A 23937-nucleotide genomic window follows, 5' to 3' on the forward strand; every position below is an offset into this window, starting at 1 on the left:
CAGGTAGAGCCATGACCGACTCCTACACGGGAGCCGACCTGTTCGTCGACGCGCTCGAGCAGTACGGCGTCGAGCACGTCTTCGGCAACCCCGGAACGACCGAGTTGCCCATCATGAACGCGCTGTCCGAAAGCGACGTCGAGTACGCACTCGGACTGCAGGAGGACGTGGCGACGGGGATGGCCGCCGGCTACGCCTCGACCCGACGCTACCACGCCGACGACGACCCCGAGGTCTGTCCGGTCGGCGTCGCCAACCTTCACGTCACCCCCGGACTCGCACACGGCCTCGGCAACGTCTTCGGTGCGATGTACGGCGGCGTCCCGATGGTCGTCACCGCCGGTAACCACGAACTCGACTTCCGCCACGAGGAACCCATCCTCACCGGCGACTTAGAACAGATGGTCGAGCAGTTCTGTAAATACTCCGCGGAGGTGACTCACATCGACGCCTTGCCGATGCTCGTCCGCCGGGCGTTCCGCGTCGCGATGACGCCCCCGACCGGCCCCGTCTTCCTCGCGCTGCCGGCCGACGTGATGATGACCGAGACGGAGGCCGACCCCGAGCGACTCGGTCCGATTCCCGACGCCGGTGCGGGCGACCCGGCCCAAATCGAGGCCGCCGCCGACCAACTCCTCGAGGCCGACCAACCCGTCCTCGTGTTGGGCGACCACGTCGCCCGCGCGGGCAAGGACGCAATCGACGCCGCCGTCCGACTCGCCGAGGCGACCGGCGCACGCGTCCACGGCGAAATCCTCGCGAGCGAAGTGAACTACCCGACCGACCACCCGCAGTGGATTTCCTTCATCGGTCCCGACGAGGGCATCGCCTCGATGCTGATGGACACCGACACGCTGGCGCTCGTGGGCTGTTCGACCAACACGACGCTGTTGCACCACGATAACCCGCTCGTCTCCGAGGACACCACGACGATTCAAGTCTCCAGTGACCCCTGGGAGGTCGGCAAGAACCACCCCGCTGATTCCGCCGTCGTCGGCGACCCCGGCCGGGTGATGGACGCCATCGCAGAGCGCGTCGAAGACCGCCTCGACGAGGAGGAGCGACAGTCCCGAATCGACTACGTCGAGACGATGAAGGCCAGTCTCGAAGCGACGATGGAGGACCTCGGCGAAGACGAAACACCGGAGGGCGACACCCGGTCGTCGAAGGCCGAACTCGTCGACAACATGAAAGCCGTCGACTCCGACACCTACATCGTCGACGAGGGCGTCACCTCGAAGTTCGCGCTACTGACCCGGTTCCCGATGGAACCCGAACAGTACCTCTCGAACAAGGGTGGCGGCCTCGGCTACGGCTTGCCCGCCGCCGTCGGTGCGGCCTTCGCCGAATCCCTGCAGGACGACCCCCGAAACGTCGTCGGCTACATCGGCGACGGCTCGTATCTGTACTACCCCAACTCGATGTACACGGCGGCCCGTCACAACCTCGATATGACCGTCGTCGTCCCCGACAACCGCAACTACCGCATCCTCAAGGACAACACCGTGAAGATGATGGGCGGCGAGGAAGACGACTACGAGTTCGTCGGTATGGACTTCGAGCCCCACGTCGACATCCCGAAAAACGCCGAGAGCCACGGTGCTCGTGGCCACCTCGTCGAGACACCCGAGGAGTTCCCCGAGGTGTACGAGGAGGCGCTCGAAAGCGAGGGACCGGACGTTATCGACGTGTTGGTCCACGACTGATCGAATCCGTTCACCCCCGTTTTCGTCTTCCGCGGCCCACGGTTCGAGTGTTCGATACTCGACGGCCGAAGGTTCAAGTATCGAAACGCGACCAGACGACCCCGTGCGCTGAACGTCGCTGACGAGTCGCCGAGGCGGTCGCGCGACCCACGGCTCGTCAGTACGCCGGGTCGCCTGTTCGCTACACCGAAACGGCAGCGATTTCACTCGACAGCCGTTACTCGACATCGTGTCACGGTTCTACGCAACGGCCCTCTTCGTCGCACTCGCGACGATGTGGGGGCTGTCGTTTCCCGCAATCAGCGTCGGTCTCGAATTCATCCCGCCGCTGCTGTTCGCCGCCTTCCGCTACGACGTGGCCGCCGTCCTGCTGCTCGGCTACGCAATCCTGACGACCGACAGTTGGCGGCCAGTCGGCCGCAACAACGCCGAGGCCATCGTCGGTGGCGGCCTCTTTCTGGTCGCCGGCAACGGCTTGCTGTTCGTCGGCCAACAGACCGTCCCGAGCGGCGTCGCCGCCATTTTGCAGGCACTGGTCCCTATCGCCACCGCGCTGTGGGCCCTCGGGGTACTCGACGAGCGCCTCACCGGGGCAGGCGCAGCCGGCGTCGTGTTGGGCTTTCTCGGTATCGGACTCATCGTTCGTCCGGACCCGTCGAACCTGTTGGCCGGCGACACGGTGGGACGACTCCTCATCGTCGGACAGGTCGTAAGCGTCGCCTTGGGCGGCGTGTTGGTCCAGCGTGCCGGCCCGACGATGGAACGGGTCGCACTCACCGGCTGGTCGATGCTCCTCGGCGGCGTGACGCTACATCTCGTCAGCCTCGGTGCAGGTGAAGTTCCGACGGCAACGATTATCGCCCCCACGGCCCTCGGCGCAGTCGTCTATCTCGGCGTGTTCTCGACGGCCATCGCCTTCGTCATCTACTTCACCTTGCTCGAAGAGCGCGGCGCCTTCGAGACGAGTCTCGTCGCCTACCTCGTCCCCGTGGTCGCCACCGTCGCCGGCGTCGTCCTCCTCGGTGAGACCATCAGTCCGCTCTCTGTCGTGGGATTCACCGTCGTGTTCTTCGGCTTCGTACTGCTGAAACGGCGGGCGCTCGCCGACCTAATCGATTCGACCGGCAGTTGATGCCCCTCGAAGAGGAATCGGGCGTCAGTAGTATCCGCGGACGTTGCTGGAGCCGATAGCCGCCGCAGAGCCGAGATACCCCAACACCGCGCCGCACTCCCGACACTCAAGTTGGGTGTGCTGTTGGGCGCCGGCGTCGACGTCGACGTTGCCGTCGAATATCTCTTCGAGGAGTATCTGCTTGCCGGCAGGGGTATCGTTGTCCGCCCCGCAGTCGAGACACTTCATCTCAGCCCCCCGCCGCCGCGCCGACGGCCAGATAGCCGAGGACGGCCTCGCAGTTGGGACACTCCAACTGGACGTGCTCCTGGGCACTAACGTCGATGTCGCCGGCCTCCTCGCTGAAGAACTCGTCGACGCGAATCGTGGCCGCGTTCGGTACCTCCATCTCCTCCTTGCAGTGCGGGCAGTGTGTCACGCCCGGGGGAACGAACGCGGTGAGTATAGTGGTTGTGCCGACTTCGGTCGGTCAGCGGACGGCGCCGTCCTCGCGGAGATGTTCGATGTCTCCCTCCGAGAGTCCCGCCGATTCGAGGAGTTCGCCGGTGTGTTCGCCGTGGCCCGGCGTGTCGACGGTCGCCGAGTGCTCGATATCTGAGCCACGAAGCGGGAATCCGACGCGGGGAGAGCCGTCGTCGGGGCGTTCGACGTATCCCCGTGCCTCTATTTGGGGATGGTCGAAGGCCTCGGCCGGCGAGTAGACGCCGTCGACGGCGGCGTCCACGTCGGCCATCGTCTCGGCCCACTCATCGCGCGTTCGTTCGGCGAAGATGGCTTCGAGTTCCTCCCGAACAGCCTGCCGTTCGGCGGGGTCGTTGGTCATGTGCTTGCCTATCAGTTCGGGTCGGTCGACGGCCTCACAGAACGCACTCCAGAACTGCGGTTCGAGCGCGCCCAAGGTCACGTAGTTGCCGTCGGCGGCCTCGTAGACGTCGTACCACGGATACTCCCCGGTCAGCGGTGTCTCGCTCGGGCGCGGGTCGTCGCCGGCGAGTGCCTGCGGCGCCAGCGCCTGCGAGAAGGAGACGACGGCGTCGGTGAGCGCCACGTCGAGGTACTCGCCACCCGTGTTGCCGAGTTCACGCGACAAAAGCGCCGAACACACCGAGTAGGCGGCGAGCAGTCCCCCCGCCATATCGGCGATTTGATACCCCGGCATCCGCGGTTTCTCATCGCTGTCCTCGCGGGTCATATCGAGCAGTCCCGCCAGTCCGATGTAGTTGAGGTCGTGGCCGGCGCGGTCGGAGTGAGGCCCTTCCTGTCCGTACCCCGTCAGCGAGCAGTACACGAGGTCCTCGCGGTACTCGGTGAGCGTCTCGTAGTCGACGCCGAGGCGTTCGGTGACGCCCGGGCGGAAACTCTCGATGACCACGTCGGCGTCTTCGACGAGCGCGTAGAACGCCTCGCGGCCGCCCTCGCTTTTGAGGTCGAGGGCGACGCTTCGTTTGCCACGGTTGACGGCGTCGAAGACGGCACCGACGCCGGCCTCCGTCGTCGGCGGCATGTGCCGTGCGTAGTCGCCCGAGCCGGTGTCCTCTATCTTCACCACGTCGGCGCCGGAGTCGGCGAGCAGTTGCGTCGCATACGGGCCGGGGAGCAGTCGCGTGAGGTCGAGCACGCGAACGCCATCGAGTTGCATGGATTTGGGTGGGAGCCTCGTCACATAAGCCTGCCGTCGGCCGGGAACCGTCCGTGCGTGGTTTGTTTAAATGCCCCTGCCAGACGGCGCGCAGGGTTCAAGAGGCGGCCGTCGTATGTGGTGGTATGGCAACACAGGAAGCCCAACCGACGGGCGTCAGTTTCGAGACCGACGAGGAGACGAGTCTCATCCTCTCCAGTCTGGAAGATTTCATCGAACAGGAGGTCGAACCCATCGAGAGCGAGTTGGGCGAGACGTGGTCGAACCCACGAAAGCGCCACGAGGACGACGGCCGACTCGTTCCCGACGTTCAGGAGGCGGTACAGGAGGTCCGCAAGAAGAGCGCCGATGCCGGCTTCTACGCGATGAATCTCCCCGAAGACGTCGGCGGCGAGGGCGTCTCCAACGTCACGTGGTATCGCGCCATCAAACACGTCGCCTCGACCGGGCCGGGGCTCTCGGAGTACGTGCTGGCCGGACCCGAGGGGCCGAAGCCGCTGCTCGCACAGGCGGAGGGCGACCAAATCGAGGAGTACCTCCTGCCCTGCGTCCGCGGCGAGAAGTCCACCGCCTTCGCCCAGACGGAACCCGGTGTCGGTTCCGACTCGCCGAACATGTCGACGACCGCCGAGAAGGACGGCGACGAGTGGGTCATCAACGGCTCCAAGCAGTGGATTACGAACGCCCCCTACGCCGACTTCGTGCAGGTGTTCGCCCGCACCTCCCCCATCGAGGAGATGGGCCGCTACGGCGGCATCACCTGCTTCATCGTCGAGGCCGACGAGTACGAGGTCACGTCGATGAACAACGCCGTCGGCATGACGGGCATGCAGGGTGAACTCTCCTTCGACGACACGCGCGTCCCCGAAGACCGCGTCCTCGGTACCGAGGACGGCGCCTTCTACGACGCCATGGAGTTCCTCTCGCTGGGCCGTCTCGAAATCGGCGGCCGGGCACTGGGCCACTCGGAGTTCCTCCTCGAGAAGGGAACCGAGTACGCCAACGAACGGGAGGCCTTCGGCCGCTCAATCGGGAAGTTCCAAGGCATCTCGCACAAACTCGCCCGCGGGAAGGCCAACGCCTTCGCCGCCGACACCACCGCGCTCCGACTCGCGTGGCTGATGGACAACGGCGAGCAGGCGATTCAGGAGTCGTCCATCGTCAAGTACCTCGCCTCGAACGTCATGTTCGACATCGCCGACGACGTGGTGCAGGTCCACGGCGGCAACGGCCTCTCGGAGGACAACCCATTCATGAGCGAACTCCAGACCGCCCGCGTTCTACGCATCGTCGAAGGGACCGACGAGATTCAGTTGAACACCATCGCCAAAGAGTTGGGCGTCAACTGACGCCGTCGCCGCTCGTTACAACTCCTCGACAGCCTCCTCGACCTCTTCCCGCGGAACTGGGTGAATCCACTACTTCCGACCTTTTTCTTCGTCGGGTGTGCTCGCTCCGCTCGCACACCTCTCCTCGAAAAACGTCGATGAAAAAGCGCTCGCTCGGCCCGGTGGCCCTCGCTCGCGTTACAACTCCTCGACGGCTTCCTCGACTTCCTCCCGCGGAACTGGGTGAATCCACTCTTCGGTGTCCCAGGCGTACTGTACTTCCCCGTCGCCGTCGATGACGAAGACGGCCCGACGTGGCGTTTTCGTCCCGGCCATCCCCTGCCGTTCGACGAGCAGGTCGAAGGCTTCGGCGGCGTCGCCGTTGAGGTCCGAAAAGATGGAGAACGGACTGTCGAGTTGTCTGAGGAACTCGTTTATCGAGTAGGGGCCGTCGCGGACGACGCCGTAAACGGGGACGGGAAACTCGTCCCAGTCGGCGTCGTCGTAGCGACGCCACCAGTTCTGTGCGATGGCCGAGAAGACGAAGCCGTCGAAGATGAGGACCACGCCGTCGTCGTCGTCGAGGGCGTCGTCGAGTGTTCGAGGACGGAACGTCTCGCCGTCACACAGTAGTGCCTCGAAACCGGGGGCATCGTCGCCGACAGCTGGTGGCATACCACGTCAACCGACGCCGGACCCTTAAACACGCCGCCGTCGACACCCGTCGCCGTCGGGTTTTTGCCCTCCCGCGACGAGGTGTGTGTATGACAATCACGCTGTACCGGCTTGAGGGCTGTCCGTACTGTGAGTTCGTCGTCGACAAACTCGAGGAGTTGGACGTACCGTTCGACAGCGTCTGGGTCGAAGGGCCACACTCCAAACGCGACGAGGTGAAGACGATAACGGGACAGCGGCAGGTTCCCGTCGTCGTCGACGACGACTACGGCGTCTCAATGAGCCAATCGGCGCGTATCTTCGAGTTCCTCGAAACGACCTACGGCGACGCCGAGTCACCGGCCGAAGTCGACACCGATTTCTGAGCGTGTCCCTCGGGGTGACCCACTTCGCCGTCGGCGCGACGTTTACGACGCTGCTCGTGACGCTTTTCGTTCCGAACGTCGCCTATCCGCGGGTGTGGACGCTACTCGGTGGCGGGTGGGGGATGGTTCCCGACATCGGAAAGGTGTATTCTCACCCAGCGGTGTCGGCGTTTCACAGCAGTCAGTGGGCGGACGTCTTCTGGTTTCACCGGACGCTCGACGTGGTCGACGCCAGCGATTCCGCGTTGGTCGGGGCGGTCGCAATCGCCGTGTTCATCGTCGCCACCGCTGTCGCCGAGCGGCAGTCGTATCACGCACTCGATGCGATTCGAGACCGGGTGGAGTCGTCGGACGACTGATTACTCGTCCAGCGAGTGGGGGTCGAGTCCGGGGTCCTCCACGGGCGGGGCGCCGAGGGAGAGGACGACGCCCTCGTCGTCGCCGACGTAGCGGTGGCCGTGGCCGATTTTCGGCTCGGCGACCCAGAACGTTCCCGGGCCGGCGTCGACGTACTCCTCCTCGCCGGACTTGCCGAGTTTCAGCGAGAACTCCCCCTCCATGACGAAGTACAGTTCCTCCTGTTCGCGGTGGGCGTGGTACTGAATCTCCTCGCCGGGTTCGAAGTACCAGACGGTCGCCCGCATCTGGGTGAGGCCGAGCTGGTCGCCGATGGGCTTGATGTCAAGCGTCGGCGGAATCCCGTCGATTTCCGAGAGGTCGGTTATCGGTACGTCATCGAGGTCAACGACCTTGTAGTCCATACCGACTGTCCGCTGGTCGGCCGAGGGCAAAAAGGTACGCCGCCGGCGTCACTCCGCGAGCACTTCCTCGACGAGTCGCGGCAAGGCCTCGGTCACATCGGCCCGGAAGTCGTATTCGGCCTGCCCGGATAGCTTCGTGCGGTCGAGGTTGACGATGACGAGCGTCGCGCCGTTGTTTTGGGCCACCCGAGGGAGCGACGCCGCGGGCTCGACTGTGAGCGACGACCCGACCGCGAGGAAGGCGTCTGCGCTTTCTGTGAGCGACTGTGCTCGAAACAGGGCGTGTTCGGGGAGTTGTTCGCCGAACAGCACCACGTCGGGTTTCAACACGTCATCGCAGTCGTCACACGTCGGCGGCGCCTCGCCGTCCCGGACTCGCTCGAAGACGGGGTCGGCTTCGAAGCGCCGCTTACAGCCGGTACAGACGACCCGCCGGCCGTTGCCGTGAATCTCGATGGGGTCGTCGCTGCCGGCGTCCTGATGGAGTCCGTCGACGTTCTGTGTGATGAGGCCATTGAGGTGGCCCGCCGACTCCAACTCCGCGAGGGCCTCGTGGGCCGGGTTCGGGTCGACCGCGTCGCCGAAGAGGTCCTCGACGAGCGTGAGGCGGTCGCGCCAAAACCCCTCGGGGTCGGCACGGAACCGCCGGACGTGAAAGTCGTTGGGGTCGTACTCCGTCCAGAGGCCGTCCTCGGAGCGGAAGTCGGGGATGCCGGAGGCCGTCGAGACGCCAGCGCCGGTCAGCGCGGCGACGGAGTCGGCGTCCCGAATCGCCGCTGCTGCGAACTCGGTTTCCCGCTCGTTCATACCGTCGATTCACACCTGAGCGGCAAAAAACCGCTCGGCGGCTACTTGTAAGCGCGGATGCCCGTCAGTTCCTTGCCGACGACCAACTGCTGGATGTCGGTCGTCCCGTCGGGGATGGTCATCGTGCGGGCGTCGCGGTAGTATCGCTCGAGGGGATAGTCCTTCGAGAGGCCGTTGCCGCCGTGGACCTGCAGCGCCTCGTCGGCCACGTCGACGGATTTCTCACACACCCACCCCTTCGCCAGCGAGGAGTACATCCGGGCCTCGGGGTCACCCTCGGCGACTTTCCGGGCGGCCTCGTAAGTGAGCAGTCGGCCGGTTTCGAGGCCGGCACGGATGTTGTAGAGGTGTTCTTGGACGAGTTGGTGACCGGCGATGGGACCGCCGAAGACCTCTCGCTCCTTGGAGTAGTCGAGGGCGGCTTCGTAGGCGGCCTGCATGATGCCGACGGACATCGCCGCCATCCCCGTCCGCATGTAGGCGAACATGGCGTTGAGCGGGTCGCCGGTCTGGAACATTTCGTTGTCCGCGAGGTCGGATTCTCCCGAGGCGAGCATGTTCATCACGGCGTTCATCAGTTTGTTGTCCTCGGGGACGCGCACGTCGTCGAAGAAAATCTGGCCGGTCGGAGAGCCCTTCCAGCCGAGTTTGTCGAGTTCGCGCGTCTCGATGTCGTTTGTGACCGTATCGACGATGAAGAAGTCCCGCTGGCCGGCCTCGGTGTCCTGTGCGACGACCAGGGCCATGTCGGCGATGGGCGCGTTCGACACCCACGTCTTCTCGCCGTTGATGACGTACTCGTCGCCGTCCTTCTCGGCGGTGGTTCCGGGGTTTGCCGTGTCGCTACCGCCGTCGGGTTCGGTGACGGCCATACAGCCGATACAGGAACCGTCGTCGAGTTTGTCTTCGAGCGCGTCGGCCGTCTCCTCGCCCGCATAGGGCGCGAAAATCGTCGGGAACGACATGTTCAGCGTGACGTTCAGCGACGGCCACACCCGCGATATCTCCTCGGATGTGACGGTGTAGGTCATCGGGTCAGCAAAGCCGCCGCTTTCGGTGTCGCCGGGGCCGATACCGAGTTCACCCAGCATCTGTTGATACTCGATGGCCTGGTCTTTGCTCATCGGCTTTCGGTCGGCCTCCGGGAGGTCCGGTTCGATTTCGGCTTCGAGGAACTCCCGCGTGGAGTTCCGAATCATCTCGTGTTCGTCGTCTAAGTGTGCGCTCATCGCTGTCACACCGTCGTGGTGTCACCATCAAAGCGGTTTACCGTGCCATAGGAGGGTATTCAAGAGGCGACTCGGCCGGCGGATGCGATGCCGCATGACGGAGCCAACGTTTCTAGACTCGCTGTTATAAATTGCCTCGTATGGGACACAGAGTAGTCGTAGTCGTTTGTGTGGACTGTCACGCTATGCCAGCCACTCGACGACGCAGTTCGGTGAGAATGAGCCTGTTGGTGGTGGCCGCGGCGGTTGCGGTCGTCGCCGTCTTCGCCACCTTCACGGCGCCCGTTGCCGCCGACGGCCACACGAAGGCAGAGGCCGACGACTACACCGAGGAGGCGAACTTCTCGGTCAACTTCCCGCACGCGACGGACCACTATCCCGGCGACCAGAACGAGCAGAACGGCAGCATCGAGTACTTCGCGACCGGCGCGGACGCGGTTCGTGCGGAAACCGACGAGGAAGGCGTCTACATGGATTTCGTCATCATCGACGCCGACTGGATAGACTACTCCGCCTGCGACATCCCGAACACGGCCGTCTTCGGCATCGACCGCGGTAACAACCTCTCGGGAACACAAATCGACGAGGACCTCGTCCAGAAACAGAAGAACACCGATTTCCGGGACGACGGCATCACCATCGACTTCTACGATTGGAGCGACTTCGCGGGAGATCCACCCTACGCGACCCCCCAGAGCCAAATCGTCGCCGCCCAAGGCGCCGGGTCACAGGACGGCACCTGCCTGACGGTGACGAGCGAACCCGGATGGTATCAGGTACAGGGGTTCATCAACGGCACCGCCGCCGACAACGGTCGCGGGACGGAACCTTCCGAGGACGCGACACGGGCGGGCATCAACGCCAAGTCGAACTACCTCTACGTCTGTGAGTGCGACAGTCGCGCCGAGGCCGAAGAACAACTCGGCCCCGCACCGGGAAGCGGCGACGACAGCGGGACCGAACCAACGCCGACTCCGGAACCGACCGCAACGCCGGAGTCCACGCCGACGCCGACCGAGGCACCCGAGGAGACACCGACTCCCACCGAACCGCCCGAGGAGACGCCACCACCAACCGATGCAAACGACATGCCGACACCCACTGAACCACCCGAAGAGACGGCTGCACCCACCGCAACGGATGCCAACAACGGGGGCGGAGGCGGAGGTGGTAACGCGAACACCGGCATGACGCCGACTGCAGGCCCCGGTTCCGGGTTCGGCTCGCTGGCCGCACTGCTGTCGCTGCTGGCGAGCGCGCTCTACCTCCAGCGTCGACAGTAAAATCGGAACGGACGGTTTCTCGGAGCGTTCAGAGGTTCACGCGAACACCCTCGTCTTCGGTTTCGGGGAACATCTTTCCGGGGTTGAGGATGTCCTTCGGGTCGAGGGCGCGTTTAATCGCGCGCATCGCCTCGACGCCGCCCTCGCCGTGTTCCAACTCGAGGAACTTCCGTTTCCCCATGCCGATTCCGTGTTCGCCGGTGGCGGTGCCGCCCCACTCGATGGCCTTCTCGACGATGGCACCGTAGATTTCTTCGGCATCTTCGACCATCTCCTCGTCGTCGGGGTCGACGAGCGCCGCATAGTGGACGTTGCCGTCGCCGGCGTGACCGAAACACGGCAGCAGGATGTCGTACTCCTCGCCGAGTTCCTTCGCATAGCGGATGATGTCGGGGTACTTGCTGATGGGGACGGTCACGTCGCCGGGGTGGCGCGGCGAGAGGTCGGGGTCGTACTGCTGGACGGCGAAGGCGAGTTCGTTTCGGGCGCGCCACAGTTCGTCCATCCGTTCCTCTTCGGCTATCTCGAACCGTTCGACGTCGTGGGATTCGAAGATGGCCCGACAGAACTCGATTTCCTCGTCGATGCCGTGGTTGGCGTGGAACTCGACGAAAATCATCGGCGCGTCCGGGAGGCCGGTGTCGAAGTAAGCGTTGGCCATCTCGCCGGCCAGCGGGTCGATGAGTTCGATTTTCGCCACGTCGACGCCCGACCGGACGGCGTCGAAGACGGCTTCGGCGGCGTCGTCCATCTCCTCGAACACCGCGCGACCGCCCTTGATTTGCTCGGGGATGCCCTCCAACTCCAGCGTCGCGCGCGTGACGACGCCGAGAGTTCCCTCGCTGCCGATGATGAGGTTCTTGAGGTTGTACCCGGAGGAGGTCTTGACGGCCTTGCTTCCGGTTTCGATGACCGTTCCGTCCGCGAGGACGACTTCGAGTTCCAGCACCCAGTCTGCGACCTCGCCGTACTTGACGGTCTTCTGTCCGGAGGCGTCGTTGATTATCATGCCGCCGATGGTCGAGAGGTTCGCCGAGGAAGGCATCGGCGGGAAGAACAGGCCGTGTTCGGCGACCGTCTCGTCGACGACGTTGCCCATCACGCCAGGTTCCACGTCGATTTGGAAGTCATCGGGGCGGACATCGAGTACGTCGTTCATCTTCGTCATGTCCATGCTGATACCCTTGAACAGCGGGACGGCGTTGCCCTCCAGCGACGTGCCGGCGGCATACGGCGTCACCGGTATCTCCTGTTCGTGGGCAGCCTCGAGGATGGCCGAGACATCGGCGGTCGATTCGGGCCAGACCACGGCGTCGGGGGTGACGCCGATGCCGGCCTCCTGTGCTACCCAGTCGGCGGCGTGGTTCTCCCGTGCCGAGTCCTCGAACGACACTGCCCCCTCCAGGGAAAGTTCCGAGAGGAACGAACAGTCGTACGTCATACCCTGACGGGATGGCCGTATCCGCTTAAACCTATTTGCGTCCGACGGAGGTGCTTTATCCGCGAGGCCGGAGCCGTTTATCATCGCACCCTAATACAGTATCAGGTGTACGAACACCCACGTGGAAAGGTTTTAGTTGGTCGTATCGAGTTCGTATAGCGTGAATAGCAAACGAGCGTCACTAGATGGAAGATATATCAAAACAAAGACAGAGTTATCGCCACAGAGAGCCGTGAACGGAAACTTCAGTCGGAGAGTGTTCTCGGGGGTGACGGCGGATGATAGCCGCCGTCGACGGAATGCCGGACGTGACGTTCCGAACAGAAGAGTCCGAACTCGAGTCACTCCGGGCGGATATAGTCGACTTCCTTCGCGAAACTGTCGCTGACGCCGGCGCCGACGGTGTCATCGTTTGTCTGAGCGGCGGTATCGACTCGACGCTGACCGCCCACCTCTGTGTCGAAGCACTCGGCCCGGAGCGCGTCACCGCGTTGGTGTTGCCCTGTCACCTCACCGACGCGGTGGACACGCTGGACGCTCACTCCATCGCACAAAACCTCGGCGTCGACCCGACGATGGTGCAACTGCAGCCGTTGCTCGATATGTTCGAGGACAGCGTGGCGCCGGCCATCGAGGAGGAAGTTGACCGGGTCGCGCTGGGCAACGCCATCGCCCGCCTTCGGATGAGCGTCGCCTACTACGCCGCCAATATGACCGGTCGACTCGTCTGTGGAACCTCCAACCGGACGGAACTCCTGTTGGGGTATTTCACGAAACACGGCGATGGGGCTGCCGACCTCAGGCCGCTTGCGGACCTCTACAAGACGGAGGTGAAGGCGCTCGCCCGGCACGTCGGCGTTCCCCGCACCATCATCCAGAAACCCCCGACTGCGGGTCTGTGGGATGGACAGACCGACGAGGAGGAACTCGGCGCGCCGTACGGACTCCTCGACGTGTTACTGTACGGCCTCGTCGACGAGAACCTCGGTGTCGAGGGGACCGCCGATGAACTGGGCATCGACCCGGGAATCGTCCGCGAGTACGCCGAACTGTATCTGGATACCGCACACAAACGGCAGCGCGCGTCAAAACCCGAAACCGACCGAACCGACTCGGAGGGCCTGTTCTGTGAACTCGAAGGGCGGCTCTGAGCCCCGTCTCTGCTTCACCCCGAGGTGTTTCGGTTGCCAAGTGTTTTAACACTATTCCACTAATCGTACCCTTCGGTTAACATTGATAAGGCCAGGGCGCGCATGTGGACAGTACGATGCGAGCAATCGAAATCACCGAGTTCGGCGACGCTGACACGCTGGAACTGGCCGAGACCGACGCACCCGAACCCCGGGAGGGGCAGGTCCGAATCGACGTGAAAGCCGCCGGCATCAACTTCGCCGACATCATGCAGCGGCGCGGACACTATCAGGGCGGCCCCGAACCGCCGTACACCCCCGGCATGGAGGTGGCAGGCGTTGTCGACGCGGTCGGCGATGGTGTCGGCCGCGAGGTCGGCGACGAGGTCGTCTCGCTGGTCAACGGCGGCGGCTACGCCGACTACGCGGTCGCCGACGCTCGCGGCCTGCTGGACATTCCGGGCGAGATGAGTTTCGAGGAGGCCGCCGGCTTCCCGGTCCAGTGGCTCACCGCCCACAACTGCCTCCACGAGTGGGGTGGCCTCGAGGAGGGCGAGTCGGTCCTGATTCACGCCGCCGCGGGCGGCGTCGGCAGCGCCGCCGTGCAGTTGGCCGACGAGGCCGGCGCCGAGGTGTTCGGTACCGCCTCGACCCCCGAGAAACTCTCGATGGCCGAGGACCTCGGGATGGACCACGCGATTCAGTACACCGAGGAGGACTTCGTCGACTGCGTGAACGACCTCACCGACGGCGAAGGCGTCGACCTCGTGTTGGACGGTATCGGCGGCGAAACCTCCGACGATAGCCTCGACGCATTGACCGACTTCGGACGCATGGTCTCCTACGGCGCCGCCGCGGGCGAACCCGGCCGACCCAACACCGCCGACCTCCTGTTCGGCAACAAGACCGTCATCGGCTACCACCTCGGACGCGCCATCGAACAGCAGCCGATGAAGGTGATGGGCGCCGTCCCCGAACTGACACAGCTGCTCGGCGACGGCACGCTCGAAGTGCAGGTCGGCCACACCTTCGACCTCGAAGACGCCGCCGACGCCCACCGATTCATCGAGGACCGCAAATCCAGCGGCAAGGTCGTCCTGCAACCGTAACTCCGGGTTCGGCACGGTGAGTTGCTACTAACCCATTTATATTTTTTGCCCAAACGTGGGGCGTGGACTCCGAGCGCCGCCCACTCCAGCGGTTGTACGCCGCCGACAGCGGCATGTCGCCAGTCGTCGGTGTGGCGCTCATGATTGCGATTACCGTCGCGCTGGCGGCCGTCATCGTGGCGATGTTACTCGGCGTCGCCGACCCCGGCATCGCGCCGACACAGGATACGGCTGTAAGTCTCGACTCGACCAACGCCGGGACGGCGTTGGTGCCCGAGGTCACCGGAAGCAACGCCGTCGACGTACGGCTCAACGGCGAGTCGATTCGACCGTCGACGGCAACGTGACCGGCCGCGAGATATTCCTCCCGACGGCACCGGGCGACGAAGTGATGCTCGTCACGGAAAGCGAGGACGCGACCGTCCTCGTCCGCGAGCAGTTCGAGGCCGGCGAAGCCGGCGACTTCGTCGCGTATTATCCATTCACTGGGGGCGGCACGACAGTAGAAGACCACTCGCGGAACGGCAACGATGGGACGTTTCAGAACTCCCCACAGAGGGTTGAGGCCGGACAAGGGTCCGCACTGGAGTTCGACGGAACCGACGACTACGTAACGGTCGACGACGTAAACTACCCCACCCTACTCGCTCACGGCTTTGCCGTTCGCTTCGTTGAGGGTGGGGCTTTCGCGTGGACTCCCGTTCTGGCCACTGCTGGCAGGCTCATAATCGCCGTTCACGTTCAACATCCCGCGATTCAAGCGCACGTTTACGGGTGCGCCTCCGCCCGACGACGTTTGCGCCGAGCGGAGATGCTTCAGACCGATGTTCTTCGCCGCGTTGTAGTCCGCGTGCGGTGAGTACCCGCACTTCAGACACTCGAATACGTCCTGTCCGTCCGATGTCGGGCGGCTGTTCTCGTGAGTGAACCCACACTTAGAACACCGCTGGCTCGTGTACGCGGGACTCACCTGCTCGACCGAGATACCCTCTACTTCGGCCTTATACTCGACGTAGTCGTACAGTCGACGGAACGCCCATGCGTGGAACTTCTTGGCACGAGGCATCCGCTCACGAATCCCCGTCAGGTTCTCAAACGCGATTACGTCACAGTCGTGTTCGACGGCTTCCGCGACGAGTTCCTTCGAGACAGTGTGTAAGAAGTGGTCGTAGCGGCCTGTCTCCGTGCGTCCGACCGATTTCATAGTTTCGTGAGCGGCTCGCGTTCCACGCTGTTGAAGCGACCCGCGCCGCTTCTCAAACTCGCGGTGCCAGTGGTTCACCTCCGACCCGTTCCAGAACTCGCCGGTTGAGGTGACAGCGACGTTTTCGATGCCAAGGTCAACGCCGAGGACTGTGCTGTGCTCGTCGTTGCCGTCGTCGGCAGTCTCGAACTCCACGTCCGCCTTTGTTCGGACGTGAAGGTAGAACTCACCATCTCGGTAGTGGAGTTCTGCGCCCGTCACTTCGTAGTCGTCGTTGAATAGGTACTCCGAGTGGGGCGTCTCGCGGCCCTCGTCGGGAAGAACGTACTCGGCAGTGATGCGTCCTTCGACGGTTGAGAGCGTTGCGTGGTCGTCGTTGAACGTCGCACATCGCTTGTCATAGACGAGCGTCGGGGCGGTGAAGTTCGGTTTCCCCGCGTAGTCACCGTGCTTCCACCGAGCGACGACGCTCTGGACGGCGTCGGCGGCCTTGTTGCGGGCGTTCTGGACGAGATTCGCTTGGAGTCTCGTTTCGGCCCGCACGTCGTCGTAGGTTTCGCGTTGAAGTTCGGCTTTGCTCGTAGTCTTGTACTCGCCTTGCCATGCGTGGTCGACGACGTAGTTGGCGGCCCACAGGAACTCGGAGATGGTTTCGTGGAGGAGGTCGGCGTCGCTGTCGGCCACGTCAAGTTTGACGGGGACGGTGCGACGTACCTCCATCCGTGTTTCAGCTGTAGTGCCATGCCTTTATACTACCAACGATTTGGTGGGGGAGTCGGCCAGTCATCGAGCGTGGTTGGTGTAGTACCATGTCGGTTTCCTCTCCGACCTACTCGCTCGCTACGCTCTTGAGGTCGGAGGCTCCACCTCGAACGACGGTGAACATGGGAGAAATGCAGTTGGGGAAGAACGACCCTTCCGACATCCAGTACTTCCACGGCCGCATGTACGAGTTCCGACTGTACTACACCGCCTTCGACGACCACCAAGTCGAGATGCTGACGCGCGTTTTGGAGTGATTTCCCCTCGCCACCGGGCAAGTATATCCTTCTCCCTACTCCTCGCCCCGATGGAGTGGGGACTCCGCCGTCGTACACTCCGGACGGCCACAGACACCGGCATCGTCGCCGGCGCGCTCGACGCCGGACGCAAGCGAGGGTAGTTCCCACGTCGCTTCGTGGCCCGTCTCCGTTCGGTGTGTCTCGATGAACTCCCGGGCCGTCCCGAGCGTTTCGAACGTCTCCGTTCGGTCACACGCCCGACAGGAGACTGTGACGTGCTTTTCTGCCATTGGCCACGCTAGCGGTGGCAGGCATTTACCCCTAGCGCTTCCTGAACTCCAGCCAGCGCGTTCGGAGGGACCGCTCCCCTCCTGCCCGTGGCGCTTGCGGTCGGCGCTGGATTGAACCCGCCGAGGCGCTCCTTCGTCAGACAGCGGGTTCTGGACGCCGGCGGTGGACACACCTGACCGGCCAGACCAAGCGCTCTTGGTTGTGGCGTCCGCCTGTCTACGTATCCACATCGCGGTGGCCGCCTCATCGACGACGACGGCGACCTCGACGGAGACGCGGCCCACGGATGACCACCGGATACACGCCCACGCATGTCGAACCACTATCTCACCTCCGAGGAACATCTTCCCGAGGAGCCAGGGACCGAGACGACCCTCCAGATAACCGACGCCGAGACGAAACGCATCTTCGAGGCGCGGGTGCGCATCGCCCGCGAACCGGACGAGCTCACCGACCCGTCTCGGTTGACGGTCGTCGCGGGACCACACGAGAGCGTCCGAAAGGAGTGGTACGTGGAACTGCTCGACGAGGTCGATGCGGCCGGCATCAACGAGGACCTGCTCCGCCGGCTTGCCGACGAGCAGGCCTCGACCTCGAACATCATCAACACGCGCTCGAACGACCTGAAGGTGGTGCTGCGGTATCTCGTCGAGTCGGGTCAGTACGAGTCGACTGCGGCCGCACTCCGAAAAATCGCCTTCGAACAACTCGCAACCGAACGGCCAGCCTTGCTGGAGGCCTACGAGAGCGTTCGGACCGAGTTCGAGAGCGACCCGCTCCGGGATGCGCTCTCGGAGCGTGAGTGATGGCGGTCGATTCGTTCCGTGCGTACCTCGACCGGTTGGCCGACGCCGGTGATCTCGCCGAGTTCGAGGCGGGCGTCTCCTGGGACTTGGAGGCGAGTGCGATTACGATGCTCGCCAACCAACGCGACGGTCCAATTCCGGCGTTTCGGTCGATAGCGGAATCGGAGACCGACGCTGTCCTCGTGGGAGACCCCTACCGCGGCTCCCGCGAACGACCGTGGGACCGTATCGCCCGCTCCCTCGGGATGGCGAGTGACCTGAGCGGCGCCGACTACTACGCGGCTGTCATCGACCGGCTCTCCTCGCCTCGGGAGCCACGCGTCGTCGACCGTCCGGCCGCACCCTGCAAGGAGGTCGTCAAGACCGGCGGCGACGTCGACCTCCTGTCGTTCCCGTGGCCCTACATCCATCAAGGCGACGGCGGCCGCTACTCGAACCTCCAGACGCTTGTCGCGCCGGCACCCGACAGCGAGTGGGGCCGCTGGTCGAGCCATCGCATGATGCTCCACGACGAGACGCAGGCGAGTCTGCTCCTGTTGGCCGGCGAGCAGGTGCCGAACCTCTATTACTACCAGTACGAGCGTTGCGACCAGCCGATGCCGGTCGCCGCGGTCATCGGCGCCGAACCCGCCGTCGAGTACAGCGCCGACATGTGGATTCCCAGCGGGCGGAGCGAGGCGACGTTCGCGGGCGGGCTGAAAGAAGAGCCCGTCGACCTCGTTCCCTGTGAGACGAGCGACCTCTTGGTGCCGGCGTCGGCGGAACTCGTCATCGAGGGGCGCGTACTGCCCGGCGAACGCCTCGACGAGGGGCCGTTCGGCGATTACTTCGGCTACATGAACGGGCCGCGCCGGTCGATGCCGACCTTCGAAATCGACGCGATTACCCACCGGAGGGCGCCGCGTGTCCCCTTCTGTGTCGAAGGGTCGGGCGTGGGCTACGACCGGAACTCCAGTAGCACGCTGGAAGTCACCGCTGCCGGCCCCGACGCGACGCTGGGGCTCCGTGCGGCGGGGTTCGATGTCGAGTTCGCGGTGCCGTGGCGGTTCACCTCTCGGACGGTCTGGGTCATCGCCACCGACTGCCCCTATCCGGGCTATCTCCACGAACTCGCCAACTTCATCTTCACGACGTGGGGGATGCTCCACATCGACTTTTTCGTCTTCGTGGACGCCGATGTCGACCCCTTCGACCCTCGGGCAGTCCTGACGGCGTTCGCCCTTGAGGCTGACCCCGACGAGGATTTCCACCAGTTCGGCGTCGAGCGCATGCCGAAGGTCCCGCTCAACATCTATCAGACGCCCGATGAGAAGGAGGGCGCCGACGTGGGGACGTCAAAGGCCAAGACGGCGAAGGCCTACGTCGACGCGACGACCGACGGCGAGCGGATACGGCGTCACGCCGACGAAGAGCTACGGAAACGGGCACGGGCGGTTCTCCGGGAGGCAGGCGTCTCAGGGGCCGAGTTCGGCTCCGACGAGTCGAGGGGTGAGACCGAGTGATTCCATTTGCGGATTATCTGCGCGGCCTGCGGCGCGACGACGACTTGGTGGCCATCACCGACGGTCAACGGGACGACGTTCCGGTGGACGTCCTCGCGGCGGAGGCGCTGGATGGAAACGGTCCGGCACTCCGGTTCGAGCGAGACGACGGCGTCGACCTGGCAAGCGGCGTCTTCAGCGGCCCGGACCAGATGCACTGCCGTGAGTCCGCCCCGTGGTCGCGTCTGTCGCTCGGCCTCGGCCTCGATGTCGAGGCGCCGCTCGTGGACCTGCTGGATACCGTCGTCTGTCTCGGGCCGACCGGAACCCCCGAGAAAACCACCTACACCCCACAGGCGGCCTCGCGGACACTGGAGGACCTACAGGCGCTTTCGTTCCCGCGTGGTGTCGACGACACGTGGCCGGTCATCTCCCTCGGTGTCGCCTCGATTACGACCGACGACGGCACACACTGGGCGCCGGTCTACGGTGTCGTCGTGAGTACCGACACCCTCCGGGTGCGGGTGCCCGCGTCGCTGGCGTCGCTGTCCGACGACGGCGACACCGTCGCCATCGCGCTCGGTGTTCCCCCCGCCGCCATCACTGCGGCGTACCTGCTGGCGGTCGCCGACCGGGTCGAAACTCCCATCCGAGAGACCGGTGTCGAGGGGGCGGTACCGCTCGTGCCGACCAACGGCGGTCGCGTCCCGAGCGCGACGGAGGTCGTCGTCGAGGCGACCGTCGCCGATTCCCAGCCCGATTTCGAACCCGACCGGCGGGAGGCCTGGGAGCATGCCGTCGCGGGAGCATCACTCGCTCTCGATGTGACCCGCGTCGTCGCGACCGACGACCCGGTCGTCCCCATTTCGCCGGTCGGACAGCCGATGGCGGACGACCTCCAGTTGACCGGGCTGACGACGGCGGCCCACCTCTATCATCGCGTCAACAACTACTGGGGCATCTCCCCGGTCGAGTGGCTCCTGCTCCCGCCGTCGACGGAACTCGGGGTCTGTTTCGTGGCAAGCGACGTACTTTACGCCGGCTTCGAGTGGCAACTCGCCAACATCCTGTTTTCCTTCTCGTCGCTGTTCGATACGGTCGTCATCGTCGACGACGACGTCCCATCGTGGGATTTCGGCCGCGTGTTGAGCGATATCTGGGTGAAGGCCCACCCCTCTCGGGACTGGCTTTTCAGCGAACCGGACGCGCCTGCGGCGAAACGCCCCAACTACCGACAGGACGGGACGACCGGTGCCAGACTGTACGTGGACGCGACGTGGGACCCCCGTTGGGACGACTCCTATCTCGCCCCGCGGGTCACATTCGGGAAGTCCTTCCCCGAATCGGTTCGTGAACTGGCCCGGGAGTTCTGGTCGGCCCGAGGGTTGGAACCGGCCGACTGCGACCCGATAGCCGATGACCTCGATGGCGATTCTACGGGGTGAACCACGCCCTCGAAGAAACGATATAAAATCGTATGTTTTGAAAACGATAGCGTTTACGCACCACGGTAGCCTTAAACTTCTCTTGTTCTTCTCGTTTATATACTCTATCAAATATTTTCTGATGGGAAATAATAGGGAGCGTTTATATATTGGTCTGCTATCCGAGCGGACTGTATGGTCGAAAGCCACAATCTCCCGGACTACGAGTCAGTGCGTGAAGAGTTCTCGTGGGACGACATCTACGCGGAGGCGGATTGGGATGCACCCGAGGAACTGAACGTTGGACACGAGGTGGCCGACCGCCACGCTACCGACCGCGAGAAGGTGGCGCTGTATCAGGTCGGCACCGACGGCGAACTGAACAAACTGACGTTCTGGGAACTGGCCAACCGGTCGAGCCAGTTCGCGAACGTCCTCGAAGACCTCGGTGTCGAGGAGGGCGACCGGGTTTTCTCGTATATGCCGCGGATTCCCGAACACTACGTCGCCCTCGTGGGAACCCTCAAGCGCGGCGCCGTCTGGGGGAGCGTCAACGAGCGGTTCGGCCCCGACGGCATCTCCTATCGGCTTGACGACTGTGACGCGAAAGTCGTCGTCACGACCACCGACAACCGCGACACCGTCGCCGACGCCTTAGACGACGCGCCGACGGTCGAACACGTCATCACCGTCGACCGCGGCACGGGCGCCCCCGCCGAAGACGTCGTCTTCAACACGGCACTGGACGACGCGAGCACCGAGTACGACGCCGCCGAGACCGGCGGCGAAGACGACGCAATGTTGTACTACACCTCCGGGACGACCGGACTGGCGAAGGGCGTCCTGCATAAACACCGCTGGATTGCGGGCGTCGCCGCTACCCAGCGGTACACCGTCGACCTCCAGGAGGGTGACCTCTACTGGTCGACCGGCGACCTCGGCTGGCTGACCGGGGCCATCAACACCCTCGGTGCGTGGTTCTGGGGGAGTTCGCTGTTCACCTACGAGGGCGAGTTCGATCCCGAGGAGTGGGCCGACCTCCTCGACGAATACCCCATTACCGTCCTGTTTTCGGTGCCGACGGCCTACCGGATGCTCCGCGAACACGAGGAGGTCCTCGAAGGCGTCGACCTCGACCTCCGACATGCGCTGTCCATCGGCGAACCCCTCTCTGCGGGCGTCGTCGAGTGGGGCGAGGAGTCGCTGGGCGTCACCATCCTCGACACCTACGGCCAGACCGAGACGGGCAACATGATTATCAACAACTACCCGACGATGGAACTCCGTCCCGGCTCGATGGGCAAACCCCTCCCGGGCATCGAGGCGGACATCGTCGACCCCGAGACGGGCGAGGTGCTCGAACCGGGCGAGACCGGCGAAATCGCCGAGCGCGGTGAGTACCCCTGCTTCTTCGACGAATACTGGCAAAAGCCCGAGAAGACCGCCGACTGCTTCATCGACGGGCCAGACGGCGAGTGGTATCTCTCCGGTGACCTCGCACACAAAGACGAGGACGGCTACTTCTGGTTCGAAGGACGGGCCGACGACGTGATTCTCTCCTCGGGCTACCGCATCGGCCCCTTCGAGGTCGAGAGTTCACTCGGCGAGCACGAAGCCGTCGCCGAGACCGCGGTCGTCCCCAAGCCTCACCCCGAGCGGGGCAACATCGTCAAGGCCTACGTCGTGCCCAGCGAGGGCGCTACCCCCTCCGAGGACCTGAAGGAGACCGTCAAGACCCACGTGAAGGAGGAACTGTCCGCCCACGAGTACCCCCGCGAAATCGAGTTCGTCGAGGAACTACCCAAGACGGTGACCGGGAAGATTCGACGGACCGAACTGCAAGACGAGGCCGAAGAAGAGGCCGACGTGAGCGCCTGAGCGTTCTTTCGGCCGACGTGGCGCGACGGCTACCCGCCGTCGAACCGCTGTTCGCTGTTTCCATCCACACTACAACCCATGAATTTCGAAACTACACAGGAGCGTTCGATGATACGCTCGACCGCCGAGGATATCGCGGGCGAGTACGGACCGGAGTACTGGCGTGAGAAAGAAGAAGACGGCGAGTTCGCCCAGGCGTTCTGGGACGAACTCGGCGAGGCCGGCTTCCACGGCCTGCTGGTGCCCGAGGAGTACGAGGGCGCCGGCATGGGCATGCAGGAGATGGGCCTTGCCATGGAGACGCTGTGTGCGGAAGGCTGTGGCATGGCCGGCACCTGGTATCTGGTGTTGACCGCCGGGATGGCCGCCGTCGGCATCCGCGAGCACGGCACCGACGAACAGAAGGAACGGTACCTGCCCGATATCGCGGCCGGCGACCGGAACTTCTCGATCGGCATCACCGAACCAGAGGCGGGCACGAACACGCTCAACGTCGCGACCCGCGCCGAGAAGGACGGCGACGAGTACGTCCTCAACGGGAACAAGGCGTGGATTACCTTCTCCGACCGGGCCGACAACATGATTCTCGTCACACGGACGACGCCGCGTGAGGAGGTCGACCGCGGCGTCGACGGCATCAGCCTGTTCATCGTCGACATGGACGACCCCGGTATCGACGTTTCGCCCATCCCCAAACACGGCATCAACTACTCGAAGTCCTGTGAGGTCTTCATCGAGGACGTCCGCGTCCCCGAGGAGAACCTGCTTGGCGAGAAAGACGGCGGCTGGTGGACGCTGGTCGACATGCTCAACCCCGAGCGTATCGGCTTTGCCGCCGCTGGGACCGGAATCGGCAAACTCGCGGCGGATACCGCCATCGAGTACGCCAACGACCGCGAGGTGTTCGACGCACCCGTCGGGAGCCATCAGGGCGTCTCCTTCCCCATCACCCAGGCCTACGCGGAGATGGAGACGGCGACGCTGATGCGCGAGAAGGCCGCCTGGCTCTACGACCAAGGCGAGGACTGCGGCTACGAGACCAACGTCGCGAAGGCGACGGCCGTCAACGCCGGCATCGAGGCGGTCAAACAGTCGATGCAGGCCTTCGGCGGCTGGGGCTACGCCAAGGAGTACGACGTCGAGCGCTGGTGGCGGGAAATCAACCTCACGCGACTGGCGCCGGTCTCCCAGCAGATGGCGTACAACCACATCAGCCAGCAACTCGGCTTCCCGAAGTCCTACTGACC

Annotated in this window: 25 protein-coding genes; 15 read left to right on the forward strand and 10 right to left on the reverse strand. The window is 64.3% G+C overall.

The window, feature by feature from the left end:
• Positions 1-11 precede the first annotated feature (11 nt).
• Entirely contained in the window at positions 12-1706 is a 1695-nt protein-coding gene (locus NMP98_RS05995) for a thiamine pyrophosphate-binding protein (RefSeq protein WP_254860625.1), read from the forward strand.
• A 229-nt stretch (positions 1707-1935) separates the two neighbouring features.
• Positions 1936-2838 carry a DMT family transporter gene (locus NMP98_RS06000; RefSeq protein WP_254860626.1) on the forward strand — a complete coding sequence of 301 codons (903 nt, stop codon included), beginning with the start codon at positions 1936-1938 and terminating at the stop codon, positions 2836-2838.
• 24 nt (positions 2839-2862) lie between these two features.
• Here the strand turns inward: NMP98_RS06000 and NMP98_RS06005 are convergent, their stop codons facing one another.
• The 3 genes from NMP98_RS06005 to NMP98_RS06015 are packed head-to-tail and all read right to left on the reverse strand — an operon-like array spanning position 2863 to position 4477.
• On the reverse strand, positions 2863-3066 hold the full coding sequence (locus tag NMP98_RS06005) for a hypothetical protein (protein ID WP_178916907.1): 204 nt from the start codon (positions 3064-3066) through the stop codon (positions 2863-2865).
• A gap of 1 nt (position 3067) precedes the next feature.
• Positions 3068-3256 (reverse strand): hypothetical protein, encoded by a 189-nt coding sequence (locus NMP98_RS06010; protein ID WP_178916906.1) that lies wholly within the window; start codon positions 3254-3256, stop codon positions 3068-3070.
• 51 nt (positions 3257-3307) lie between these two features.
• A complete protein-coding gene (locus NMP98_RS06015; protein ID WP_254860627.1) occupies positions 3308-4477 on the reverse strand; it encodes a CaiB/BaiF CoA transferase family protein in 1170 nt (389 codons plus the stop codon).
• A gap of 125 nt (positions 4478-4602) precedes the next feature.
• Between NMP98_RS06015 and NMP98_RS06020 the strand changes: the two genes are divergently transcribed.
• Entirely contained in the window at positions 4603-5826 is a 1224-nt protein-coding gene (locus NMP98_RS06020) for an acyl-CoA dehydrogenase family protein (protein ID WP_254860628.1), read from the forward strand.
• Between the two features lie 177 nt (positions 5827-6003).
• On the opposite strand, the gene NMP98_RS06025 is transcribed toward NMP98_RS06020, so the two are convergent.
• Complete coding sequence (locus NMP98_RS06025; RefSeq protein ID WP_254860629.1) at positions 6004-6480, reverse strand: redoxin domain-containing protein; 477 nt, start codon at positions 6478-6480, stop codon at positions 6004-6006.
• 89 nt (positions 6481-6569) lie between these two features.
• Between NMP98_RS06025 and NMP98_RS06030 the strand changes: the two genes are divergently transcribed.
• Both NMP98_RS06030 and NMP98_RS06035 read left to right on the forward strand, forming a co-directional pair.
• On the forward strand, positions 6570-6845 hold the full coding sequence (locus NMP98_RS06030; RefSeq protein WP_254860630.1) for a glutaredoxin family protein: 276 nt from the start codon (positions 6570-6572) through the stop codon (positions 6843-6845).
• 2 nt (positions 6846-6847) lie between these two features.
• Positions 6848-7204: a hypothetical protein gene (locus NMP98_RS06035; protein WP_254860631.1), complete on the forward strand. Its 357-nt coding sequence runs from the start codon at positions 6848-6850 to the stop codon at positions 7202-7204.
• Here NMP98_RS06035 and NMP98_RS06040 read toward each other — a convergent pair whose 3' ends face one another.
• The 3 genes from NMP98_RS06040 to NMP98_RS06050 are packed head-to-tail and all read right to left on the reverse strand — an operon-like array spanning position 7205 to position 9642.
• The gene (locus NMP98_RS06040; RefSeq protein ID WP_254860632.1) at positions 7205-7606 is read right to left on the reverse strand and encodes a cupin domain-containing protein; all 402 of its coding nucleotides are present in this window, start codon (positions 7604-7606) and stop codon (positions 7205-7207) included.
• A 48-nt stretch (positions 7607-7654) separates the two neighbouring features.
• Positions 7655-8413 (reverse strand): SIR2 family NAD-dependent protein deacylase, encoded by a 759-nt coding sequence (locus NMP98_RS06045; protein WP_254860633.1) that lies wholly within the window; start codon positions 8411-8413, stop codon positions 7655-7657.
• Between the two features lie 41 nt (positions 8414-8454).
• Positions 8455-9642: an acyl-CoA dehydrogenase family protein gene (locus NMP98_RS06050; RefSeq protein ID WP_254860634.1), complete on the reverse strand. Its 1188-nt coding sequence runs from the start codon at positions 9640-9642 to the stop codon at positions 8455-8457.
• Between the two features lie 218 nt (positions 9643-9860).
• Here NMP98_RS06050 and NMP98_RS06055 point away from each other — a divergent pair, with 218 nt between their 5' ends.
• Positions 9861-10925: a PGF-CTERM sorting domain-containing protein gene (locus NMP98_RS06055; protein WP_254860635.1), complete on the forward strand. Its 1065-nt coding sequence runs from the start codon at positions 9861-9863 to the stop codon at positions 10923-10925.
• Between the two features lie 28 nt (positions 10926-10953).
• Here NMP98_RS06055 and NMP98_RS06060 read toward each other — a convergent pair whose 3' ends face one another.
• On the reverse strand, positions 10954-12366 hold the full coding sequence (locus NMP98_RS06060) for an FAD-binding oxidoreductase (RefSeq protein WP_254860636.1): 1413 nt from the start codon (positions 12364-12366) through the stop codon (positions 10954-10956).
• Positions 12367-12644: 278 nt separating this feature from the next.
• On the opposite strand from NMP98_RS06060, the gene NMP98_RS06065 reads away from it, so the two are divergent.
• The 3 genes from NMP98_RS06065 to NMP98_RS06075 all read left to right on the forward strand — a co-directional run bounded on the left by NMP98_RS06065 (position 12645) and on the right by NMP98_RS06075 (position 14952).
• Complete coding sequence (locus tag NMP98_RS06065) at positions 12645-13517, forward strand: NAD+ synthase (protein ID WP_254860637.1); 873 nt, start codon at positions 12645-12647, stop codon at positions 13515-13517.
• A gap of 116 nt (positions 13518-13633) precedes the next feature.
• Positions 13634-14605, forward strand: coding sequence for a quinone oxidoreductase family protein (locus NMP98_RS06070; protein ID WP_254860638.1), 972 nt, complete (start codon positions 13634-13636; stop codon positions 14603-14605).
• A 62-nt stretch (positions 14606-14667) separates the two neighbouring features.
• Positions 14668-14952, forward strand: coding sequence for an archaellin/type IV pilin N-terminal domain-containing protein (locus NMP98_RS06075; protein WP_254860639.1), 285 nt, complete (start codon positions 14668-14670; stop codon positions 14950-14952).
• Between the two features lie 293 nt (positions 14953-15245).
• Here NMP98_RS06075 and NMP98_RS06080 read toward each other — a convergent pair whose 3' ends face one another.
• Positions 15246-16529 (reverse strand): RNA-guided endonuclease InsQ/TnpB family protein, encoded by a 1284-nt coding sequence (locus tag NMP98_RS06080; RefSeq protein WP_254860640.1) that lies wholly within the window; start codon positions 16527-16529, stop codon positions 15246-15248.
• A gap of 164 nt (positions 16530-16693) precedes the next feature.
• On the opposite strand from NMP98_RS06080, the gene NMP98_RS19435 reads away from it, so the two are divergent.
• Complete coding sequence (locus NMP98_RS19435) at positions 16694-16828, forward strand: hypothetical protein (RefSeq protein ID WP_268105433.1); 135 nt, start codon at positions 16694-16696, stop codon at positions 16826-16828.
• Between the two features lie 35 nt (positions 16829-16863).
• On the opposite strand, the gene NMP98_RS06085 is transcribed toward NMP98_RS19435, so the two are convergent.
• Positions 16864-17100 carry a DUF7542 family protein gene (locus tag NMP98_RS06085; RefSeq protein ID WP_254860641.1) on the reverse strand — a complete coding sequence of 79 codons (237 nt, stop codon included), beginning with the start codon at positions 17098-17100 and terminating at the stop codon, positions 16864-16866.
• Positions 17101-17412: 312 nt separating this feature from the next.
• Here NMP98_RS06085 and NMP98_RS06090 point away from each other — a divergent pair, with 312 nt between their 5' ends.
• The 5 genes from NMP98_RS06090 (at position 17413) to NMP98_RS06110 (ending at position 23935) form a co-directional block, all read left to right on the forward strand.
• Positions 17413-17907, forward strand: a complete 495-nt coding sequence (locus NMP98_RS06090; RefSeq protein ID WP_254860642.1) for a ubiD operon protein — start codon at positions 17413-17415, stop codon at positions 17905-17907.
• Positions 17907-19409 carry a UbiD family decarboxylase gene (locus NMP98_RS06095; protein ID WP_254860644.1) on the forward strand — a complete coding sequence of 501 codons (1503 nt, stop codon included), beginning with the start codon at positions 17907-17909 and terminating at the stop codon, positions 19407-19409. Before NMP98_RS06090 ends, NMP98_RS06095 begins: the two co-directional genes overlap by 1 nt.
• Positions 19406-20833, forward strand: a complete 1428-nt coding sequence (locus NMP98_RS06100) for a UbiD family decarboxylase (RefSeq protein WP_254860645.1) — start codon at positions 19406-19408, stop codon at positions 20831-20833. Before NMP98_RS06095 ends, NMP98_RS06100 begins: the two co-directional genes overlap by 4 nt.
• A 174-nt stretch (positions 20834-21007) precedes the next feature.
• Entirely contained in the window at positions 21008-22690 is a 1683-nt protein-coding gene (locus tag NMP98_RS06105; protein WP_254860646.1) for an acetate--CoA ligase, read from the forward strand.
• Positions 22691-22768: 78 nt separating this feature from the next.
• A complete protein-coding gene (locus tag NMP98_RS06110; protein WP_254860647.1) occupies positions 22769-23935 on the forward strand; it encodes an acyl-CoA dehydrogenase family protein in 1167 nt (388 codons plus the stop codon).
• The last annotated feature ends 2 nt before the right edge of the window (positions 23936-23937 follow it).

It is taken from the genome of Natronomonas gomsonensis, from assembly GCF_024300825.1.
Classification (GTDB): domain Archaea; phylum Halobacteriota; class Halobacteria; order Halobacteriales; family Haloarculaceae; genus Natronomonas; species Natronomonas gomsonensis.

What these genes read in the sequence shown, in the direction of transcription:
- NMP98_RS05995 (WP_254860625.1), top strand. Translation starts at nt 12, where the DNA reads ATGACCGACTCCTACACGGGAGCCGACCTGTTCGTCGACGCGCTCGAG.
- NMP98_RS06005 (WP_178916907.1), bottom strand. Translation starts at nt 3,066, where the DNA reads ATGAAGTGTCTCGACTGCGGGGCGGACAACGATACCCCTGCCGGCAAG.
- NMP98_RS06015 (WP_254860627.1), bottom strand. Translation starts at nt 4,477, where the DNA reads ATGCAACTCGATGGCGTTCGCGTGCTCGACCTCACGCGACTGCTCCCC.
- NMP98_RS06020 (WP_254860628.1), top strand. Translation starts at nt 4,603, where the DNA reads ATGGCAACACAGGAAGCCCAACCGACGGGCGTCAGTTTCGAGACCGAC.
- NMP98_RS06025 (WP_254860629.1), bottom strand. Translation starts at nt 6,480, where the DNA reads ATGCCACCAGCTGTCGGCGACGATGCCCCCGGTTTCGAGGCACTACTG.
- NMP98_RS06030 (WP_254860630.1), top strand. Translation starts at nt 6,570, where the DNA reads ATGACAATCACGCTGTACCGGCTTGAGGGCTGTCCGTACTGTGAGTTC.
- NMP98_RS06040 (WP_254860632.1), bottom strand. Translation starts at nt 7,606, where the DNA reads ATGGACTACAAGGTCGTTGACCTCGATGACGTACCGATAACCGACCTC.
- NMP98_RS06045 (WP_254860633.1), bottom strand. Translation starts at nt 8,413, where the DNA reads ATGAACGAGCGGGAAACCGAGTTCGCAGCAGCGGCGATTCGGGACGCC.
- NMP98_RS06050 (WP_254860634.1), bottom strand. Translation starts at nt 9,642, where the DNA reads ATGAGCGCACACTTAGACGACGAACACGAGATGATTCGGAACTCCACG.
- NMP98_RS06055 (WP_254860635.1), top strand. Translation starts at nt 9,861, where the DNA reads ATGAGCCTGTTGGTGGTGGCCGCGGCGGTTGCGGTCGTCGCCGTCTTC.
- NMP98_RS06060 (WP_254860636.1), bottom strand. Translation starts at nt 12,366, where the DNA reads ATGACGTACGACTGTTCGTTCCTCTCGGAACTTTCCCTGGAGGGGGCA.
- NMP98_RS06065 (WP_254860637.1), top strand. Translation starts at nt 12,645, where the DNA reads ATGATAGCCGCCGTCGACGGAATGCCGGACGTGACGTTCCGAACAGAA.
- NMP98_RS06070 (WP_254860638.1), top strand. Translation starts at nt 13,634, where the DNA reads ATGCGAGCAATCGAAATCACCGAGTTCGGCGACGCTGACACGCTGGAA.
- NMP98_RS06080 (WP_254860640.1), bottom strand. Translation starts at nt 16,529, where the DNA reads ATGGAGGTACGTCGCACCGTCCCCGTCAAACTTGACGTGGCCGACAGC.
- NMP98_RS19435 (WP_268105433.1), top strand. Translation starts at nt 16,694, where the DNA reads ATGGGAGAAATGCAGTTGGGGAAGAACGACCCTTCCGACATCCAGTAC.
- NMP98_RS06085 (WP_254860641.1), bottom strand. Translation starts at nt 17,100, where the DNA reads ATGGCAGAAAAGCACGTCACAGTCTCCTGTCGGGCGTGTGACCGAACG.
- NMP98_RS06090 (WP_254860642.1), top strand. Translation starts at nt 17,413, where the DNA reads ATGTCGAACCACTATCTCACCTCCGAGGAACATCTTCCCGAGGAGCCA.
- NMP98_RS06095 (WP_254860644.1), top strand. Translation starts at nt 17,907, where the DNA reads ATGGCGGTCGATTCGTTCCGTGCGTACCTCGACCGGTTGGCCGACGCC.
- NMP98_RS06105 (WP_254860646.1), top strand. Translation starts at nt 21,008, where the DNA reads ATGGTCGAAAGCCACAATCTCCCGGACTACGAGTCAGTGCGTGAAGAG.
- NMP98_RS06110 (WP_254860647.1), top strand. Translation starts at nt 22,769, where the DNA reads ATGAATTTCGAAACTACACAGGAGCGTTCGATGATACGCTCGACCGCC.